We start from the raw sequence: 18797 nt of genomic DNA on the forward strand, positions 1-18797 counted from the left end.
TCGCGCCCAGTTGCAGTTTCTCAATATTGGTAAAAAATATTGTGATATGTTGGGTTAATGGGGGGATGTTAGTCGGTGTTTATCTGACTTTGTTGATAAAGGGCCGCTTTTTAAAGCGAAAAATATTCAATTCAAAAGAAGCTTGATAAAGAAGGTTTCGGAAACATGAAGAACAGGGTGCAACGTTCTCTAACGTTAAAAAGCATGATCGTATTTTTTGTGATCACGTTAAGCTCACTCGCCCTTTTTTTGGCAATTCAATTTAGTTACTTACTTGAGCAAAGAAAAGGTGACTATCTCAATCAGCTTAGTAATGCGGTTGTACAAATTCAAAAACCATTGACTGAATCATTATTAAGTTCAGATCTGAACGAAGTTAAACGGCTACTCGTGAGCTTGAAAACATCGGGTATTATGGGCAAAGCGATTGTGACAGTCGATGGGGCGACCGTTATCCATTTAGACTTTGCGACACCCCGTCCAATTCCTAGTTGGGCGGTGAAATTTGCCGGTATTCCAGTAGAGATGACAGTACCTTTGTATGCCTATGGGAATACCGTCTTGACGGCGAAACCCCAAGGGTATTTAACGCTGCAAGTTGATTCAAATCGTGTTTATCGATTCGCCTTCAACACGTTGGCATTAATGATAACGACATATTTGTTGTTAGTTTTGATCATTGCGATTGCGATGACATGGTGTGTAAGTCGAATGATTGTCAGGCCATTACGTAAAATTGCGCTAGAATTACAAGATAGCGGCGATCAAGACATCAAAGTATCAGGTTATCATAAGGATGACGAGATAGGCTTATTGGCGAAGAATTATAACCGCCAAAGAAAACAGCAAAATTCAGACTAAGTCATGAACATGTGGCGAGCTTTGTGGTCTAATATCGTTAATAATTGGTGTCACTTACAGTGTATGAGACCAAACCATATCGTTTAACCCTATAATTAGCGTTTTTCGTTAATTTATCAGTCATATTTTTGCGGTTAAATACAAGGATAGAAAATACATAGGGGTTTACATGCAGGGTTTGAAAATTCGGTATATCTTTAGTGTGGTGCTACTGTCAGTCGCTGGCCTTGCGAGTGCTGAGCCATTGCAGCCTGATCCGGCATGGCAGCAAGGAAAGCTTGAAAATGGCTTTAGCTGGCAGCTATTGCAGACTCCACAGCGTCCTAATGACCGAATTCAACTGAGATTGGCCATTAAAACAGGGTCTTTGTCAGAAAAAGCAAATGAAAAAGGTTACAGCTACTTAATCCCTAAAATGGCGCTGTTACATCAAACAGAAGCATTTCCAACCGCAACGTTGCAAAATTTTTGGCGTCAGGCAACCGATCCTGATGTTCCCATTCCGCCAGCGGTCGTCTCATATGACTACACAATTTATAGCTTGAGCTTACCACACAATAAGCCAGAGCTTCTCAAACAAGCACTCAACTGGTTAGCAACCTCCGCGGCTGGGGCAACTTATACTGAAACCACACTGCACAATGGTCTGAGTGTGACAAATGCTCCTGTTGCTACATTGCCTATTGATGCGACGGATCCTGTATGGCGCGCACGTCTGAAAGGCTCTGCAATGATGGGCTATGACCCAGGGCAAAAGGTTAAGGACAATGTAGATTTAGAGAGTGTGAATTCGTTTTACCAAAAATGGTATACGCCAGATGTTATGACGCTGTATGTTGCAGGTCATGTTGATTCACGCATGTTATCTGATTACATCACTCAAACGTTCTCTTCACTAGAAGGTAAACGTTCAGAGCCTGTTGCGGTAGCTGTTTTATCGCAGGTGAAACCTCAATCCATCGACATTCTGCAAGATAAGCAAACAAAAGATAGCTTATCCCTAATTTGGGATATCGATTGGCAACCGATTAATGACTCTGCCGTACTGATGCGCTATTGGGGAAGTGATTTAGCCCGTGAAGCACTTTATCGTTCATTACAAAAAACCTTTAGCCAAAAGTTTAACCAAGATGAAGTGAATTCGAACTTAGATTGCCGAGTGCAATATCAGAAGGCTAGCTGTACGTTAACGGTTGCAGCAGCGCCAGAAAAAATGGCAGCAGTGACAGATGTTGTTCTCAATGAGCTATCAACCGCTGTTCAAAATGGGATTTCACCTGAATTGTTTGATGAAATGCTCAATGAAAAACAGGTGCAATTATCACAATTGTTTGCGGCCTATGCTCGTACCAGTACGGATGTGTTAGCAGGCCAACGCTTGATCTCTCAACAAAATGGGGTGGTTGATATCGCTCCTGAGCAGTATCAACGACTAAGGCAATCTTTCTTAGCGGGGCAAACGCTGGATCAAGTGAATATGGAAGTGCGTCGTTTATTGTCTCAAGAAGCTGCCTTTGTGTTGGTTCAACCGAAAGAGAAGCAGTTGATGGATGCTGAGCAAATCCGCCAGAAATTTACTAAGGTGCTGTGGCCACAGGTTGAGCCTACACCGGCAATTGAAGCGGAGCCTGCAAAAGCAGCGAAATAATCTGTCATTAAATAGCCCCAACTTAGGGGCTATTTACTTTTCATCCTGTTGTTTTTTAACGTTGCGTCAGTAACCCTTCAATCACCCGAATTAAGGTTTCTCGGGAATCCCTGTCATCGACAAAGCCGGCTGCACTTGTCTGGGTTTCCGGTGAGTAATAGGCGGCAGATCCCCAAAAACCAAGGTGTGAATATAGCGTCATGCCATTTACAACACTTGCCATCAACCCTAATCGGTACTCTTGGGCGCCCACATGGTGACCTACACTCAGCATTGTCTGTAGAGTTTCTGGTTTCTCAAAGATTTCGCCATTAAATAAGGCTTCAAGGAATCGAGCCATTTGTTGAGATGAGGTAATTAAACCACCCCCGCCATACACATCCATCGAAGCATGAATATGTGTACCTTCTATCTCTTTTAGGTATTGGCGTGCACGAGGTGCATCTGTCGTAGGTTGCTCTAAATACTCCCAATAAGCGGTATCTAATCCAATTTTATTGAATTTTAATAACCCCCTAACGGCGTGGCCTAACGATTGGCCCGTAACACGTTCAATGATATCGCCTAACAGTATGTAACCTGTATCTGAATAAATAAATGTGTCTGAAGGTGCGACAACGGGGAATTTTTTACGCACATAGAGCTGTATTTGCTCTAACCGAGTCCACTGGTGTGTCGGTTTCGCAAGTACGCGCTTGAGGTAGTGATCATCTGCATGATCAAAAAGCCCGCTACTATGGCTGAGTAGATGACGGATAGCGATATGATCGGTGGCATAGCTGTCACACAGTAATTGGTTAAATTCAGGTGTGATATGTTGTGAAATGGCATCATCTAACGATAATTTCCCCATTTCAACTAACCTAAGTATGGCTGCTGCGGTAAACGTTTTTGTGTTACTGGCAATGCGTAATGGGGTATCAACCGTCAATGGGCGACCTGCCAGATCGCTTCCTCTAGCACAAAATGTACTGATACTCGCCTTTTTTTGGTTGTGATAGTAAAGCACAACGCCGCAAGGTAAGTCTTCTAACTGCTGAATATATTGTGTAGTTATCATTTTTCTCCCAACTCATTTGGTCTTTAGAGATAGAGTGAGTGCTCATATTCACTTATAACATACTTGAATAATCAGCTTGCCATGTGTCCAGAAAGGCGGTGAATTTTTAATTAACCTCACGCGATAAAATTAATGTCTTAAAAGCCGTAAAAGCAGGCACTTGGTATCCAGTACGATAAATCAAATAGGTATCACATGTTGTGACGGGGAGCGAGGCTAACAATGAGGAAGCATCCCCCATAGAATGAAATAATTGAGCCGGTAGTAGCGCGATACTGCTTCCTGCACTGACGCATGCGACCATCGCATGATAGGAGCTAAGTTGCTGAATATGCCAATCTCGTTGATTTGGGATATTTAGCCACTGCTCAGCAATATAGCGGTAGCTGCATCCTTGGGCGAAGGTAGCAAGTGAGCGTGTTTGAATATCTGAGGCGGTCTTTGCTAATTTATCTTGCTCGGGAAGCAATAAGACTAGCTGCTCCTGCCAAACGACTTGTGACTGAATGCCCATATCACAGAGTTGGTTAATATCATACAAATCTTGGGGAAGAGCCACAAAAGCACAATCTAACTGTTCACGACGTACTTGCTCAATTAGGGCTTGTGAGGTTCCGGTTAATAATGACAATTGGGTTGTTGGGTGCTGTTGGTGGTAGGCTGCCAAAGGTTGAGGTAACCGGCAGGCCGCCGTGCTCTCCATGCTACCTATTCTTAGTTGTCCTCCTTCTCTGCCTAAACTCGTGACATGGCGGGCTTCTTGCTCTAACGCCAGTAAACGATAGGCGTATTGTAGGAAGCGTGTGCCGGCTTCTGACAATTGCATCTGCTTACCTTGACGAATAAACAGCGGCTCTCCCAGATCGGACTCAAGCTGTTGAATACGCGTTGTAATATTTGAGGGAACCCTACCGAGGCGCATTGCTGCGCGTGTGATACTGAGTTCTTCTGCGACCATGCAAAATATTTTTAGGGATTCAGAGTTCATTTTCTTTTTTCGTGAATATGATGCTATATTTATTCTTAATAACAGAATAATAAGTGTAACCCTACTTGATGATAAAGGAAAGATAATGGAGCATTCTGAAGTATTTCTCCAACGTTTGGGCTTACGTTACCCAATCATTCAAGCCCCTATGGCGGGCGTTTCAATACCTGAGTTGGCTGCGGCAGTTTCTGAGGCAGGGGGGCTAGGCTCATTAGGGCTTGGGGCTAGCTCTGTACCTCAAGCTAAAGCATTGATTGAGAAAACTAATGCTTTAACAGACAAACCTTTTAATGTGAATGTGTTCTGCCATTCTACCCCCGTACGTAATCGTGAGATTGAACAAGCATGGATTCATTACTTTGCCCAACAATTAGCTCAGTTTAACGTATTGCCACCTCAGCAATTAAACCAAGTTTACACATCATTCTTAGATGATCCTCACATGTTGGCACTACTGCTAGAAATGAGGCCAGCAGTTGTCAGTTTCCATTTTAATATTCCGGATAAACAGGTGATTGATCAGTTAAAAGCCCAAGGGATCTATACAATGGCGACGGCAACTTGCTTACGAGAGGCTCAGTTGATCGAGCAGGCAGGTATTGATGCCATTATCGCTCAAGGCATTGAAGCGGGTGGGCACCGAGGAATGTTTGATGTTAATGCCGAAGATGAAGCGATAACAACATTCCACTTGGTTGAATTACTAGTGAAAAATAGCCAATTACCGATTATTGCTGCGGGCGGCTTGATGGATGGGCAAGAAATTAAAACAGCTTTAGAGCAAGGAGCCGTGGCGGCTCAACTTGGTACAGCGTTTATTTTGTGCCCTGAATCAGCAGCAAATGAAGGTTACCGTCATAAGCTGAAAAGCCAAAATGCAGCGGACACGGCATTAACAGCGGCTATCTCTGGTCGACCCGCAAGAGGGATTGTGAACCAATTTATTCGTATGACACAAGCGGATGATTGTCCTGCTATACCGGATTACCCGATAGCGTATGATCTTGGAAAACAGTTGCATGCAGCAGCAAGTAAAATGGGGAGTGATGATTTTGCCGCACATTGGGCGGGCCAAAATGCGTTGAAAGCGCGAGAGATGCCAGCGAGCGTATTGGTAGAGACGCTTGTATCAGAAATGACGAAATAATGTGTAAAGTTGTAACATGTGAGAAATTTTGAAGGGTGGCAAATGATGGATCTTTTGCCACCCTGTCAATGCGTTAAGAAGTGAGAATTTCGTTCTCTTTTGCGTTCTTTGGCTCATCCGTTGCGATCCACGCAGCACAAAATAGAGTCAATCTAGCAAAGAAGTAGAAGAAGGCCATTAAGCCCAGCACCGAACCGAAAGCCGCGCCAGAAGGGGATGAGGCTAAGTTTGGTAAAATCCAAGTCATGATTGATTTAATCACTTCAAAGCCAATAGCCGCGAGTAGAGTGCCTTTCAATAAGGAAGAGCGGCGGTGCTGCATACGCGGTAAAATCCAGAAAATCCATAAGAACAGCAAGAAGTTAGCGATAATTGAAATCGTCAGACCAATCAGAGTCCAAGCCGGTTTTAACCATTCGATATTATCTAGGCCAAGCGTTCTAACAATGGTTGCTTGAGCGGAGCCTGCGACAGAGGTGAGCGTAATTGTTACGATCAAGGCGATAAGTAGGCCAATTAAGGATAGAAAATCGCGCAAATAGCGGAAATAAATTTTTTCATGTTCATCTTCATTGCGCTCCCAAACAGGGCGTGATTGCGCCAAAATGGCTAATCGTAAGTTGTTAACCCAGTTTACGCCCGAGTAAACGGCTAATGCCAAACCGGTTAAACCAACGGTAGTCCGCTGGCGGATTGCGGTATCAATGGTTCTTTCTAATGTATTGGCTAATGTCGGGTCACTGATGCTGGCAGAAATACCGCGAACTAGCCGTTCAAGTAATTCTGGGTTACTGGCTAATACAAAACCCGCTGCTGCAAAGGTAAACATTAATACAGGGATTAAAGAAAGAAACGAAAAATAGGTAATCGCAGCACCGAACTGGTTCCCCATACGATCAGTGAATCGTTGAGCAGTACGAATAAGGTGTGCAATAAAAGGAATTGCACAAATAAAATTCACTACTCGCATAGAAAATGTCAGTGCTTTTTTACTGTTATCGATGCTTTTATTGAGCTTTGATTTTAATTTACTGGCGTCTTTTTGCTCTTCTTCATGCATATTCGACATTCGTTCCCCTTTGACTCCGTATCTAATTTTACTTAATTTTCACCATACTATAGCGTAAATTTGCAAAATTCTTCACCTTAAAGCCCATTTTTATCTACAAAATAGGCTTTAAGGTCGGTTATTTCATTGCAAATGAGGACTGAATTTGGTCGGAAAAATAGAAGGTTACGAAGAATTTATAGGCCTGTTTTATAGAGCTCTAACTCCGCTTGTGCTTCTTTTAGCTCTTCTTGAGCCTCTTTTAGCTTACGTTCGCGCTTTGCGATTTTATCGCTATTTCCTTTTTGTTTTGCTTCCAATAATTCAGCTTCTCTTTCTTGTACTTTTTCTCGTTTTTCAGCCACATTTTTTTGGCTGTCACGGTAAAGCGATGTCGGCGTGCAATAGGTATTAACGTTATCAAGAGCCCTTTGCAAACCTGCAACACGGTAAGTGTTACCGTGTTTTTTGGCGTATTTTATTTGAGTTTCAATTTTCTGCTTTTTAATTTCACAGCCATTTTGTTTATTTCCTGCCGTTGCCGAAGTCCCTGCTAAAAGTAAAACCGCTGTTATCGTTGTCATGAGTGATTTATGCATTTTTTTGTCCTTAATTATATTTTAATTTTGTTTAGGATAGCTTTTTATCATGTTGAAGTCATGCCGTTTTGTCAAATTAGGAATAGTGCTAATTTTAACGAAATTTGGCTATAATGGTTCAGAATCAGAACAAATCATTCGGTCTATGTTTTATTTTACAGGCTGTCTTTAAAGAATCTATTTGATAATAGTCATATTTGGCTAGTGTTGAATTTCCTCAGGAAAGAAAAGTGTCATGTTAAGTTACCGCCATAGTTTTCATGCAGGCAACCATGCAGATGTGTTAAAACACACTGTTCAAAGCCTTATTATTGAATCTCTTAAAGAGAAAGAAAAACCTTTCCTGTATGTGGATACGCACTCGGGGGCTGGTCGCTATCAGTTAACCAGTGAACATGCAGAAAAAACAGGTGAATATCTACAAGGGATTGCGCGCATTTGGGAACAGCCGGACTTACCAGAGGAATTGCTTCCTTATATGAATATTGTCCGTCGCATGAATGAAAATGGGCGGTTACGTTATTACCCTGGTTCGCCGCTATTAGCGAAGCATTTATTGCGTGAGCAAGACAAATTGGTGCTCACTGAGTTGCATCCTACTGATTACCCGTTATTGCGTGCAGAATTTTCTCGCGATCACCGTGCTCAGGTGTCCAAAGACGATGGTTATCAACAACTGAAAGCGAAATTACCGCCACCAAGCCGTCGCGGTTTTATGTTGATTGATCCGCCTTATGAGCTGAAATCTGATTATGAAGCTGTCGTGAAGGGGATCGTCGAAGGCTATAAACGCTTTGCGACGGGAACGTATGCGATCTGGTATCCTGTTGTATTGAGACAACAAATTAAGCGCATGATCAGTCAATTGGAAGCGACTGGGATCCGTAAAATATTGCAAATTGAATTAGCTGTACGTCCTGATAGCGATCAACGAGGCATGACGGCATCAGGTATGATTGTGATCAATCCACCATGGAAATTAGAGCAGCAGATGCAAAAAGTGCTCCCTTGGCTACACAAAACCCTCGTTCCAGAAGGAACAGGGCATACCTTAGTCGAGTGGATTGTGCCTGAATAGGCAGCCTCTATTTCATTAAGAGGAGATACCTATCTTTTATTGCTATTGTGATCAAATTGATAAATAGCATAATAGTAAGTATTAGCTTTTTAATTAATCAAAAATGGGAATAACCAAGTTATGAGCAAACATTACGACTATATTGCGATTGGTGGCGGAAGTGGCGGTATTGCTTCTATGAACCGAGCGGCAATGTATGGACAAAAGTGTGCCCTAATTGAAGCGAAAGCGTTAGGTGGAACCTGTGTGAACGTGGGATGTGTACCGAAGAAAGTGATGTGGCATGCCGCACAAATCTCTGAGGCGATCCGTGCTTATGGCCCTGACTATGGTTTTGATACCACAATTAACCGTTTTGATTGGAAAACCTTAATTGCAAGTCGTACTGCTTATATTGATCGTATCCATCAATCTTATGACCGTGTATTAGGTAATAACAAGGTCGATGTGATCAAGGGGTTTGCTCGTTTTGTCGATGCACATACTGTTGAAGTCGATGGTGAAATTTATACCGCTGATCATATTTTAATTGCAACAGGTGGTCGCCCAGTGATCCCTGCCATTTCTGGTGCAGAATATGGCATGACATCGGACGGCTTCTTTGAGCTTGAAGATTTACCAAAACGTGTTGCGGTTGTTGGTGCTGGTTATATTGCGGTTGAATTGGCGGGTGTCTTAAATGGTCTAGGCAGTGAGGCTCATCTATTTGTCCGTAAACATGCTCCGCTACGTTCGTTTGACCCTCTGATTGTTGAAACTTTGGTTGAGGTGATGAATACCGAAGGTCCAACTCTGCATACAGAATCTGTACCAAAAGAGGTCGTCAAAAATGCCGATGGTTCTTTGACGCTGAAATTGGAAAATGGCAAAGAACAAACTGTCGATGCATTGATTTGGGCGATTGGCCGTGAACCAATGACTGATAACCTGAATATTGAAGCAGCGGGTGTTGAGCTGAATGAAAAAGGTTATATCAAAGTCGATAAATACCAAAACACCAACGTCGCGGGTGTGTATGCGGTAGGTGATAACACGGGGGCTGTTGAGTTAACACCAGTTGCGGTTGCTGCGGGTCGTCGTCTATCTGAACGTTTATTTAATAATAAGCCAGATGAACACTTAGATTACAGTAATATTCCAACCGTTGTGTTTAGCCATCCACCTATTGGTACCGTTGGTTTGACGGAGCCTGAAGCAATCGAAAAATACGGGGCGGATCAGGTTAAATGTTATAAATCTTCATTTACAGCGATGTATACCGCGGTCACTTCTCATCGTCAGCCATGCCGTATGAAATTGGTGTGTGTGGGAACGGATGAGAAAATTGTTGGTATTCATGGTATTGGCTTTGGTATGGATGAAATCTTACAAGGCTTTGCCGTTGCACTGAAGATGGGGGCAACGAAGAAAGATTTCGATAATACTGTGGCTATCCACCCAACAGCGGCAGAAGAATTTGTGACAATGCGTTAAGAGTCACCGTCACAACACGTTAAAAAGGCTGAACGTTATCCGTTCAGCCTCAGACATTTCACTCCAAATAACTAAACTCCGACGAATCCATTTAAATCATTGCCAGTGAAATACCTGAGCGTAGGGGCTATGCTGATACTATTTTATGGATCGTATTCACCGTGCCTCTACTTATTGGCTAAATCCCGTTGTGTCATGCCTAATAGCTCCCGCTATACTATTGAGTCGCACTGTTTCCATTTTTAACATATTGATTCCCTGTTTTTAATGCACCCAAAATCCAGCGGCAGGGGGCTATTGGCTTTTTTGCCACCAAGACACAATATAATCAGCGATTTGTTCTGGGTTATTGATATCTAATTGTGGCAAGGTGGTATCAATAATTTGATTGCTGGCGACGGCGATCACATGTTGGTCAATTAAGCCATCTAATGGTTTACCCACTTCCGATCTAAACAGCGCGATCTTATCGATCGTCTCATGCTTAAACCCTTCGACTAAAATCAGATCGAGGGAGCTAGGATCAAAACGGCCCGCCAAATAATGCAGGTCTAATTCGTCATCTTGAGCTGGGGTTTCGGTCATCAGCGCCCAGCGCTTTTGGCTGGCGACAAGTGTTTGATCAGCGCCCGCTTTACGTAATTCATAACTGTCCTTGCCGGGTTTATCGACATCCATATCGTGATGTGTATGTTTGACTAAACCGACGCGAACATTGCGTTGCCGTAATAATGGGATCACTTTTTTTAATAGTGTGGTTTTGCCGGTGCCACTATAGGCGGTGATGCCGAGTAGAGGTAGAGATTTTTGTTTCATGATTATTTTTGTTGTTGCTCCCAGTTGAGGCTATCTTCAGGGGTATTTAAATTAGCAAAAGAGCCTAATTGTGGAGGGAAAATCACACATTTCGCTGCTATTTCCCGCATAAAAAACATTAATTTGCGCTCTCCTTTTACAAGGTACTCATCCAATGAGGGGGCTAATGAACGATGGAGTAAGGCAAAAGTTGGGTGGTCACGTTCAGTATCATTGGCATAACAAGCCAAGCTATCACCTTTGTGTTGAAACATGGTTGCTGCAAGTGTGAGTGGAAAAGCAGGTACATCACAAGGCACAAACAGTACCCACTCTGTGGCTGCATGATGTAACCCTGCTTGCATGCCTGCTAGTGGCCCTGCAAAATCATGATTGAGGTCAGAGATGACGGTAAATCCACTTTGTTGGTAGCGCTCTTGGTTGCGATTAGCATTGATAATCAGCGTGCCTACCTGTGGGATTAGGCGTTCAATAATATGTTGATACAGTGGCTTACCGAGTAAAGGTACCAAGCCTTTATCTTCGCCCCCCATACGCCGACCTAAACCGCCTGCGAGTATGACACCCGTAATTGACTGCGTATCTAACATATTCAATTTTCCTGACTATCTTCAATAAAAGGTTTCAACATGTTCGAAAATAAATTTCGTTATAGTATTTGCCAAAATTTATTCTATTTTCCTATAAAATCAACGAATGTTCATGCGAATTAAAGTTAAACTTTACTTAGATTGACATCAATTCGCTTTTTCTCTTGTATGATAGCAATTAATTTAGCCCGAATATTCGTGATGAAGGAATAAACATGAAATGCCATCGCTTAAATGAAGTTATTGAGCTGCTGCATCCTGTATGGAAAGACAACTCAGACTTAAACTTAGTGGAATTACTACAAAAGCTGGCCGATGAGGCAGGTTTTAAAGGACCATTGTCTGAGCTAACAGATGATGTGTTGATATATCACCTGAAAATGCGTGGAAAAAGCAGTGATGAAGCGATACCGGGCTTGAAAAAAGATTATGAAGAAGACTTTAAAACCGCGTTATTGCGCGCTCGCGGCATCATAAAAGATTAATCAGAGATGAATAATATCGAACACTCTCATTTTCACTTTAGTGGGATTTCCCCTGATTTGATCCTTGATGCGTTGATGGAAGCGGGCATTTACCCTGAATCAGGATTAACAGAGCTAAATAGCTATGAGAATCGGGTTTATCAGTTTCAGGATGAAAACCGAAAACGCTTTGTCGTGAAATTCTATCGCCCCGAGCGTTGGAGCCGGTCACAAATTCAAGAAGAGCATGATTTCACATTAGAATTGCAAGACGCGGGTTTATCTGTGGCTGCGCCACTGGAGTTTGCAGGGCAAACCGTGCTGGAATTTGGTGGTTTCATCTTTGCTGTTTTTCCAAGTATTGGTGGTCGCCAGTATGAAACCGATAATTTATTTCAGCTTGAAGACGTCGGGCGCTTATTAGGCCGTATTCACCAAATTGGTAAGAAAGAAACGTTTGTTTTTCGCCCAACACTGAGTGTTGCTGAGTATCTTGAGCAACCTCGCCAAATTATCGTACAAAGTGAATTGATCGCTCCAAGGTGGCAGGCTTCCATTATTGAATCACTCGATAGATTGATTACGCAAGTGAAGCAGTATTGGCCAACTATCTCATCACCAATACGTTTACAGGGGGATTGCCATCCCGGTAATATTTTGTGGCGTGATGAGGCTTGGCTGGTGGACTTTGATGATGCGCGTAATGGCCCAGCGGTACAAGATTTGTGGATGCTATTAAATGGCTCGCGTCAGGATCAATTAATCCAACTAGATACGCTGTTAGAAGCCTATAATGAGTTTTGTGACTTTGATGTAAAAGAGCTCAAATTAATCGAGCCACTGAGAGCCATGAGAATGGTTCATTACTTAGGATGGATTATTCGCCGCTGGCAAGATCCCGCTTTTCCAAGAGCATTTTCATGGTTGCAGGATGATGATTTTTGGCAAAAACAATCCGTCGAATTTGCTCAGCAAATTGAACGATTGCAGGAAGCCCCTTTGCAGTTAAACCCTCAATTTTAATAAATAAGTGGTATTTTTTGGAGAACGTAGTATATGAAAAAAATCATGTTGGCTTTAATTGGTATTGCCATGTCATTTGGGGCAGCGGCCGCAAACTATTCAGAAGGGAAAGAGTACGTTGCTTTAAAACAACCAGTACAAAACTTACCACAAGTTTTAGAGTTCTTCTCTTTCTATTGCCCTCACTGCTATCAGTTTGAAAATGTGTATAAAGTGCCACAAACGGTAGAGAAAAACTTACCTGAAGGCGTCAAAATGGAACGTTACCACGTTGATTTCTTAGGCCCATTAGGGAAAAACCTCACTCAATCTTGGGCAGTGGCAATCGTTCTAAAAGTTGAAGATAAAGTGACGCCAATTCTGTTTGAAGGTATCCAAAAAACACAATCTATTCGTACGGTAGACGATATCCGTAACGCCTTTATTAAAGCAGGTGTGAGTGGTGAAGAGTATGATGCTGCACTAAACAGCTTCGTTGTAAAATCTTTAGTCGCTAAACAACAAAACGCAGCGCAAGATCTAAAACTACGTGGTGTGCCAGCGATGTTTGTTGATGGTAAATACCAAATCCGTAATGATGGCATTGCGGTCGATAAAGCCGAAGATTATGGGCAAGAGTTTTCTAAAGTTGTGAACTATCTGCTCGACAAAAAATAATCTCTCCTTGTGGCGGCGTGACTCGCCGCCACATTCATAATTATTCACGTTCCGTAATCAATATCCACAATACGTTTAAAATCCTTTTTTTGAGCTAGATCAAGCGATTTTCGTCTAACTCATTGATTTTATTTTCTTGTTTAACCCCTTGATCTTTTCTTAGTCATTGAATCTAAGGCATAACATTATTTTGCTCACAGAGTTATCCACAGGTTATATCGGTCAAAATAGGGTAGCGAAGGAGTAAAATGACGATTTAATTTATTTAATTGAGTAGGGGGAGGATTGTTGATGAAGTTGAAACTCGACGTGTATCTAAGCGCACATTGTGGCATCCTATTATTATTCATTCCTGACAAAAAGATGATGACAGATTATGGCTCAGATAGCAGAAAATCCCCTTATATTGGTAGATGGTTCATCTTACCTGTACCGTGCTTATCATGCATTCCCACCACTGACTAACAGTGCGGGCGAACCGACAGGAGCCATGTATGGTGTGCTCAATATGTTGCGTAGCTTGATTATGCAATATAAGCCAAGTCATGTGGCTGTCGTCTTTGATGCCAAAGGAAAAACATTCCGTGATGAGCTGTTTGAGAGTTATAAATCACACCGCCCACCGATGCCAGATGATTTGCGTGAGCAAATAGCGCCATTGCATGAAATGGTCGAAGCGATGGGACTACCGTTGCTGGTGGTTTCCGGTGTTGAAGCGGACGATGTCATTGGTACTCTTGCGAGGCAAGCGAGTCAAAAAGGGATCCCTGTCTTGATCAGCACAGGCGATAAAGATATGGCTCAATTGGTTGAGCCTAATATCACCTTGATCAATACCATGACCAATACCATTTTAGGCCCTCAAGAAGTTGAGGATAAATATGGGGTTCCGCCAGAGCTGATCATCGACTTCCTCGCATTGATGGGCGACTCTTCCGATAATATTCCAGGCGTTCCCGGTGTGGGCGAAAAAACGGCACTTGCTTTGCTGCAAGGCATTGGCAGTTTAAAAGAGATTTACGACTCTTTAGATAAAATCGCCCCACTTGGCTTTAGAGGCTCGAAAACATTAGCCCCGAAAATGGAAGAGAATCGCGAGGTTGCTTTCCTTTCATACCAATTAGCGACCATCAAAACCGATGTGGAGCTAGAAAAAAGCTGCGAAGAACTTGCGATCTCCGAGCCAGACACAGACAAACTTTACCAGTTGTTTAGCCGTTATGAGTTTAAACGCTGGTTAGCGGATGTTGAGAATGGCACGTGGATGGATGGTAAAAGTGGTAAAAGTAGTGCGCCAGCGGCAAGTAAAACAGAAAAGAAAATTGAAGCCGTCATGGCAGCACCGACGTTGAGTGCGGAAAACTATCAAACTATCTTGGAAAAAGCGGATTTAGACCGCTGGATAGAAAAACTCACGTCAGCCTCAATCTTTGCCTTTGATACTGAAACGGACAGTTTGGATACACAAGAAGCGCGTTTAGTTGGGATGTCATTTGCCATTGAACCCGGCTATGCGGCCTATTTGCCATTAGGTCATGATTATCTTGATGCACCAGCCCAACTCCCATTAAATGATGTGTTGGCTGCCATGAAGCCGATATTGGAAAATGATAAAATACTCAAAATAGGTCAGAACTTAAAATATGACGCTGAGGTTTTACTCAACTACGATATTGAACTGAAAGGTATTGCATTTGATACCATGCTGGAATCCTATGTGCTAAATAGCGTAGCGGGCATGGGGCGCCATGATATGGATAGCCTCGCTGAACGGCACCTTAACCATAAAACGGTCTCTTTTGAAGAGATTGCAGGGAAGGGGAAAAAGCAGCTGACATTCAATCAAATAGCGCTTGAGCAGGCAGCCAATTACGCGGCAGAAGATGCCGATGTGACGTTATTGCTTCATCAAGCACTGTATCCTCAATTAGAGGCTGAGCCTAAACTGAATCACGTTTTTCGTGAAATTGAAATGCCATTAGTGCCTGTTCTTGTCAGAATGGAGCGTAAAGGGGTATTAATCGATGCTGCGGTACTAGCGGCCCAATCGAAAGAGATTACTGCGCGTTTGGCAGAATTGGAGAAAGAGGCATTTGAGCTTGCGGGTGAAGAGTTCAATCTTGCTTCAACCAAACAATTACAAACGATTCTGTTTGAAAAGCTACAACTGCCTGTAGTGAAAAAAACACCGAGTGGTGCACCGTCTACCAACGAAGAAGTGCTTGAGGAGTTGGCTCTAAATCACGCCCTACCTAAACTCTTGCTTGAGCACCGTAGTCTCGCAAAACTGAAATCAACCTATACCGACAAGTTGCCGTTGATGATCAGCCCGAAAACTCAACGGGTACACACCTCGTATCATCAAGCAGTGACAGCGACAGGGCGCTTATCATCTCGAGACCCCAATTTACAAAATATTCCGGTTAGGACGGAAGAAGGTCGCCGTATCCGCCAAGCATTTATTGCACGCAAAGGCTACAAAGTAGTGGCCGCGGACTATTCGCAAATCGAATTACGTATTATGGCGCATCTATCGCAAGATAAAGGGCTATTAACGGCGTTTGCTGAAGGCAAAGATATTCACCGTGCAACGGCAGCAGAGGTATTTGGTGTACCACTGGATGAAGTGACAAGTGATCAGCGTCGTAGTGCAAAAGCGATTAACTTCGGTTTGATTTATGGTATGAGCGCATTTGGTCTTGCTCGACAGTTAGGCATTCCTCGTGGTGAAGCTCAGCGTTATATGGACCTCTATTTTGAACGTTATCCAGGCGTGCTGCGCTATATGGAAAATACGCGCCATCAAGCGGCTGAGCAGGGGTATGTTGAAACGTTAGAAGGGCGTCGCTTGTATCTTGCCGACATTAAGTCAAGTAATGGAATGCGTCGTAAAGCGGCTGAGCGTGAGGCTATTAACGCACCGATGCAAGGTACGGCAGCAGATATTATCAAGAAAGCGATGATCGCGGTGGATGCTTGGTTACAGGCCGAAAAACCGCATGCAGACATGCTAATGCAGGTGCATGATGAATTAGTTTTCGAAGTCAAAGAGTCAGAGCTTGATAGTGTGACCACCAAAATACGTGAGTTGATGGAACAAAGTATGCAACTTGATGTACCGTTGAAGGTTGATGTCGGTATTGGTGATAACTGGGATGAAGCCCACTAGCTAGAGTCTGAACTGAGTCGGATAATGCTTAATTCGACTCAGTTTTATTTAGTCATATTATCTATTGTGAAATTATATATTATTCTATTAATACTAATACATAACTAAGTACAGATGAATATTTGGATGTTCTTTCACTAGCCATGATTTTCATTTGGGTATTAGGCTCAATAATTCCAGACCAAGATGATATACTGATTAAAGTAACTCCATATTGATTATAACGTGTATCAACTTCAGCAATTGCAACTTGCTTTCCATTGATATCTAGACGGTGATGGGCTTTTGTTTTTTGCCCTCTACTCGATGCCATCAATTTTGGAATGGTTATTTTCCTTTTTTGTGGTGAAGGAGAAATGATTAACGCTTCTCCATTTTTAATGCAATACATTTCATTTACTTTCACTGTTTATTTCCTTGAGCTCATTTTTACTTTAAAATCAATAATGGCATAGAAAATGATGAGTGATAAAAATGAAATTTATTAAGTTTTAATTAAAATAAATTATTTAATATTAAATAATTCGAATGCTAATTATTGCATTGTTGGTTCATAAATTGATATTTCATTGCCTAGCATTTTATTGATACGCTGAATGCTATTTTCGTTTAAGGAACCTTGTAAATATTCCATTTTTAATTGGTTGATTAAATAATCATATTGGGCATTCGATAAATTTTTTTTCGACTGATAGAGGGCGGCAGTTGCAGATAGTACATCGACAATAGTGCGTGTTCCTACTTGATAACCCGCTTCTGTGGCATCTAATGAGCTTTGTGTTGAAATGATTAGTTGCTTATAGGCATTAATACTACTTATTGACGACAATAGATTATTGTATGAAGAGTTAACTTGCTGGATGACGTTTCGATTATCACTTTCAAGTTGCTCTGTTGCAGCCTCAAAACCATACTGAGCTTGCTTAACTTGAGAATTAACCGTATTTCCTTGATAGATTGGTAAATTTAACGAGAGGGCTGCATTGTTTTTCCCTGAATGGTTATTTATTTTATGCTGGCTTTCGATACTATTCTTATCTAGCCGAGTGTTATTGATGGCTGTAGAAGCATCTAAAGTGACTATAGGTAAATGCCCGCTTTTGGCGAGGGATATTTTATCATTTGATATTTCTTGTGACAGGCGAGCTTTTAATAAGCTCAGGTTTTTAATTCGCGCATTTTCAAGTAGAAATGTGATATTATCTGGTTTGGTGAGTTGTAACTTATTAATATTGAGTTTTGCTAATTGAGTATATCGTACTCCACTGATTTTTCTTAATACCTCAACTGAATTCTTCAATTCGTTGTAACCTAGAACCTCTTGAGCAATGATACTGTCATAGTTAGCTCTCGCATTTTGTACGTCAGTGATGGTCGTTAGCCCTACATTAAAGCGTTGTGTGGTTTGATCTAACTGATGATAAACCGCGAGTTTATGGGCTTTTATGTAAGTGAGGGCATCAATAGACTTTAATATATTAAAGTAAGAGATAGCCGTTTCTAACAGCAGATCTTGCTGGCTTATTTGATAGTTAATATCTGAAATAGCTGCATGTTTTTCTTGAATAGATAGTGATTTCCACTTAGATATATCAATTATAGATTGTGTCATTTGTAGAGATAATTCGGTGTTCTTAATATTTTTATTATCATCTGTACCATCATTGTTTTTATAGTTTGAATTAGCTTTTAATTTTAATTGAGGGAGTAATGAGCTACGCTCTTCATCTATTTTTTTATAGGCTTGATAACGTTCACTTTCTGTTTTTTTTAATGTGGGGTTGTTATCTTTCGTTATTTTATAAACTTGCAATAAATCCTCTGCGTTACAATTATAACCTATAATTATTGAACTTATTAAAATAAATAATTTAATTATTTTATTCATTATTATTAATTCCTAATTAATTTTTTACAGTTTAGTCTAAATGGGATTTAAGAAAGAGGTTTTAATTAAATTATAGCTCAGCTATTAAAATGTAAATATAAAAAACCACATTTAAAAGTTTAATTTAATGTATATGTTTTGCTATATGAGCTAACTTGATTAAGTTAGTGTAAAAAATGAGATTATTTTACTGTCGAACGTAATGTGCATTTACTACCTAAGAACGATTGTCACAGTACATTTTTTTACCTCAATATAGCGTTCATGTAACGTAATATCTTTTATGGC

The 18797-nt window shown here is 41.6% G+C and carries 17 protein-coding genes; 9 read left to right on the top strand and 8 right to left on the bottom strand.

Annotation, left to right across the window (positions count from 1 at the left end):
- Nucleotides 1-165 precede the first annotated feature (165 nt).
- Both I3B46_RS01430 and I3B46_RS01435 read left to right on the top strand, forming a co-directional pair.
- Nucleotides 166-861, top strand: coding sequence for a HAMP domain-containing protein (locus I3B46_RS01430; protein WP_076914632.1), 696 nt, complete (start codon nt 166-168; stop codon nt 859-861).
- Nucleotides 862-1030: 169 nt separating this feature from the next.
- Nucleotides 1031-2509: a M16 family metallopeptidase gene (locus I3B46_RS01435; protein ID WP_014656983.1), complete on the top strand. Its 1479-nt coding sequence runs from the start codon at nt 1031-1033 to the stop codon at nt 2507-2509.
- A gap of 55 nt (nt 2510-2564) precedes the next feature.
- Here the strand turns inward: I3B46_RS01435 and I3B46_RS01440 are convergent, their stop codons facing one another.
- Both I3B46_RS01440 and I3B46_RS01445 read right to left on the bottom strand, forming a co-directional pair.
- Nucleotides 2565-3569 carry a serine hydrolase domain-containing protein gene (locus tag I3B46_RS01440; protein WP_004923765.1) on the bottom strand — a complete coding sequence of 335 codons (1005 nt, stop codon included), beginning with the start codon at nt 3567-3569 and terminating at the stop codon, nt 2565-2567.
- A gap of 106 nt (nt 3570-3675) precedes the next feature.
- The gene (locus I3B46_RS01445) at nt 3676-4557 is read right to left on the bottom strand and encodes a LysR family transcriptional regulator (RefSeq protein WP_071599670.1); all 882 of its coding nucleotides are present in this window, start codon (nt 4555-4557) and stop codon (nt 3676-3678) included.
- An 85-nt stretch (nt 4558-4642) separates the two neighbouring features.
- Between I3B46_RS01445 and I3B46_RS01450 the strand changes: the two genes are divergently transcribed.
- A complete protein-coding gene (locus I3B46_RS01450; RefSeq protein WP_163761901.1) occupies nt 4643-5704 on the top strand; it encodes an NAD(P)H-dependent flavin oxidoreductase in 1062 nt (353 codons plus the stop codon).
- A 73-nt stretch (nt 5705-5777) separates the two neighbouring features.
- On the opposite strand, the gene yhjD is transcribed toward I3B46_RS01450, so the two are convergent.
- Both yhjD and I3B46_RS01460 read right to left on the bottom strand, forming a co-directional pair.
- Nucleotides 5778-6773 (bottom strand): inner membrane protein YhjD, encoded by a 996-nt coding sequence (yhjD, locus tag I3B46_RS01455; protein ID WP_014656980.1) that lies wholly within the window; start codon nt 6771-6773, stop codon nt 5778-5780.
- Nucleotides 6774-6949: 176 nt separating this feature from the next.
- Nucleotides 6950-7351 carry a DUF1090 domain-containing protein gene (locus I3B46_RS01460; RefSeq protein WP_004923780.1) on the bottom strand — a complete coding sequence of 134 codons (402 nt, stop codon included), beginning with the start codon at nt 7349-7351 and terminating at the stop codon, nt 6950-6952.
- Between the two features lie 235 nt (nt 7352-7586).
- Here I3B46_RS01460 and I3B46_RS01465 point away from each other — a divergent pair, with 235 nt between their 5' ends.
- Both I3B46_RS01465 and gorA read left to right on the top strand, forming a co-directional pair.
- Nucleotides 7587-8429 (top strand): 23S rRNA (adenine(2030)-N(6))-methyltransferase RlmJ, encoded by an 843-nt coding sequence (locus I3B46_RS01465; protein ID WP_104873052.1) that lies wholly within the window; start codon nt 7587-7589, stop codon nt 8427-8429.
- Nucleotides 8430-8549: 120 nt separating this feature from the next.
- Nucleotides 8550-9902 (top strand): glutathione-disulfide reductase, encoded by a 1353-nt coding sequence (gene gorA, locus I3B46_RS01470; protein WP_104873051.1) that lies wholly within the window; start codon nt 8550-8552, stop codon nt 9900-9902.
- A 294-nt stretch (nt 9903-10196) separates the two neighbouring features.
- Here the strand turns inward: gorA and mobB are convergent, their stop codons facing one another.
- Together mobB and mobA are read right to left on the bottom strand one after the other, a co-directional pair.
- Nucleotides 10197-10718, bottom strand: coding sequence for a molybdopterin-guanine dinucleotide biosynthesis protein MobB (gene mobB / locus I3B46_RS01475; RefSeq protein WP_104873050.1), 522 nt, complete (start codon nt 10716-10718; stop codon nt 10197-10199).
- Nucleotides 10719-10720: 2 nt separating this feature from the next.
- On the bottom strand, nt 10721-11308 hold the full coding sequence (mobA, locus tag I3B46_RS01480) for a molybdenum cofactor guanylyltransferase MobA (RefSeq protein WP_104873049.1): 588 nt from the start codon (nt 11306-11308) through the stop codon (nt 10721-10723).
- Between the two features lie 215 nt (nt 11309-11523).
- Here mobA and I3B46_RS01485 point away from each other — a divergent pair, with 215 nt between their 5' ends.
- The 4 genes from I3B46_RS01485 to polA all read left to right on the top strand — a co-directional run bounded on the left by I3B46_RS01485 (nt 11524) and on the right by polA (nt 16621).
- Entirely contained in the window at nt 11524-11793 is a 270-nt protein-coding gene (locus I3B46_RS01485) for a YihD family protein (RefSeq protein WP_004923794.1), read from the top strand.
- 6 nt (nt 11794-11799) lie between these two features.
- Nucleotides 11800-12795, top strand: a complete 996-nt coding sequence (locus I3B46_RS01490; RefSeq protein ID WP_104873048.1) for a serine/threonine protein kinase — start codon at nt 11800-11802, stop codon at nt 12793-12795.
- A gap of 33 nt (nt 12796-12828) precedes the next feature.
- The gene (dsbA, locus tag I3B46_RS01495) at nt 12829-13452 is read left to right on the top strand and encodes a thiol:disulfide interchange protein DsbA (protein ID WP_004923800.1); all 624 of its coding nucleotides are present in this window, start codon (nt 12829-12831) and stop codon (nt 13450-13452) included.
- 376 nt (nt 13453-13828) lie between these two features.
- A complete protein-coding gene (gene polA / locus I3B46_RS01500) occupies nt 13829-16621 on the top strand; it encodes a DNA polymerase I (protein ID WP_060561265.1) in 2793 nt (930 codons plus the stop codon).
- A gap of 79 nt (nt 16622-16700) precedes the next feature.
- Here polA and I3B46_RS01505 read toward each other — a convergent pair whose 3' ends face one another.
- Nucleotides 16701-17027: a hypothetical protein gene (locus I3B46_RS01505; protein WP_004923806.1), complete on the bottom strand. Its 327-nt coding sequence runs from the start codon at nt 17025-17027 to the stop codon at nt 16701-16703.
- Between the two features lie 129 nt (nt 17028-17156).
- Complete coding sequence (gene tolC / locus I3B46_RS01510) at nt 17157-18509, bottom strand: outer membrane channel protein TolC (protein ID WP_061064623.1); 1353 nt, start codon at nt 18507-18509, stop codon at nt 17157-17159.
- Nucleotides 18510-18797: the final 288 nt, after the last annotated feature.

It is taken from the genome of Providencia sp. 2.29, from assembly GCF_015832305.1.
GTDB lineage: Bacteria > Pseudomonadota > Gammaproteobacteria > Enterobacterales > Enterobacteriaceae > Providencia > Providencia stuartii.

What these genes read in the sequence shown, in the direction of transcription:
- I3B46_RS01430 (WP_076914632.1), top strand. Translation starts at nt 166, where the DNA reads ATGAAGAACAGGGTGCAACGTTCTCTAACGTTAAAAAGCATGATCGTA.
- I3B46_RS01435 (WP_014656983.1), top strand. Translation starts at nt 1,031, where the DNA reads ATGCAGGGTTTGAAAATTCGGTATATCTTTAGTGTGGTGCTACTGTCA.
- I3B46_RS01440 (WP_004923765.1), bottom strand. Translation starts at nt 3,569, where the DNA reads ATGATAACTACACAATATATTCAGCAGTTAGAAGACTTACCTTGCGGC.
- I3B46_RS01445 (WP_071599670.1), bottom strand. Translation starts at nt 4,557, where the DNA reads ATGAACTCTGAATCCCTAAAAATATTTTGCATGGTCGCAGAAGAACTC.
- I3B46_RS01450 (WP_163761901.1), top strand. Translation starts at nt 4,643, where the DNA reads ATGGAGCATTCTGAAGTATTTCTCCAACGTTTGGGCTTACGTTACCCA.
- yhjD (WP_014656980.1), bottom strand. Translation starts at nt 6,773, where the DNA reads ATGTCGAATATGCATGAAGAAGAGCAAAAAGACGCCAGTAAATTAAAA.
- I3B46_RS01460 (WP_004923780.1), bottom strand. Translation starts at nt 7,351, where the DNA reads ATGCATAAATCACTCATGACAACGATAACAGCGGTTTTACTTTTAGCA.
- I3B46_RS01465 (WP_104873052.1), top strand. Translation starts at nt 7,587, where the DNA reads ATGTTAAGTTACCGCCATAGTTTTCATGCAGGCAACCATGCAGATGTG.
- gorA (WP_104873051.1), top strand. Translation starts at nt 8,550, where the DNA reads ATGAGCAAACATTACGACTATATTGCGATTGGTGGCGGAAGTGGCGGT.
- mobB (WP_104873050.1), bottom strand. Translation starts at nt 10,718, where the DNA reads ATGAAACAAAAATCTCTACCTCTACTCGGCATCACCGCCTATAGTGGC.
- mobA (WP_104873049.1), bottom strand. Translation starts at nt 11,308, where the DNA reads ATGTTAGATACGCAGTCAATTACGGGTGTCATACTCGCAGGCGGTTTA.
- I3B46_RS01485 (WP_004923794.1), top strand. Translation starts at nt 11,524, where the DNA reads ATGAAATGCCATCGCTTAAATGAAGTTATTGAGCTGCTGCATCCTGTA.
- I3B46_RS01490 (WP_104873048.1), top strand. Translation starts at nt 11,800, where the DNA reads ATGAATAATATCGAACACTCTCATTTTCACTTTAGTGGGATTTCCCCT.
- dsbA (WP_004923800.1), top strand. Translation starts at nt 12,829, where the DNA reads ATGAAAAAAATCATGTTGGCTTTAATTGGTATTGCCATGTCATTTGGG.
- polA (WP_060561265.1), top strand. Translation starts at nt 13,829, where the DNA reads ATGGCTCAGATAGCAGAAAATCCCCTTATATTGGTAGATGGTTCATCT.
- tolC (WP_061064623.1), bottom strand. Translation starts at nt 18,509, where the DNA reads ATGAATAAAATAATTAAATTATTTATTTTAATAAGTTCAATAATTATA.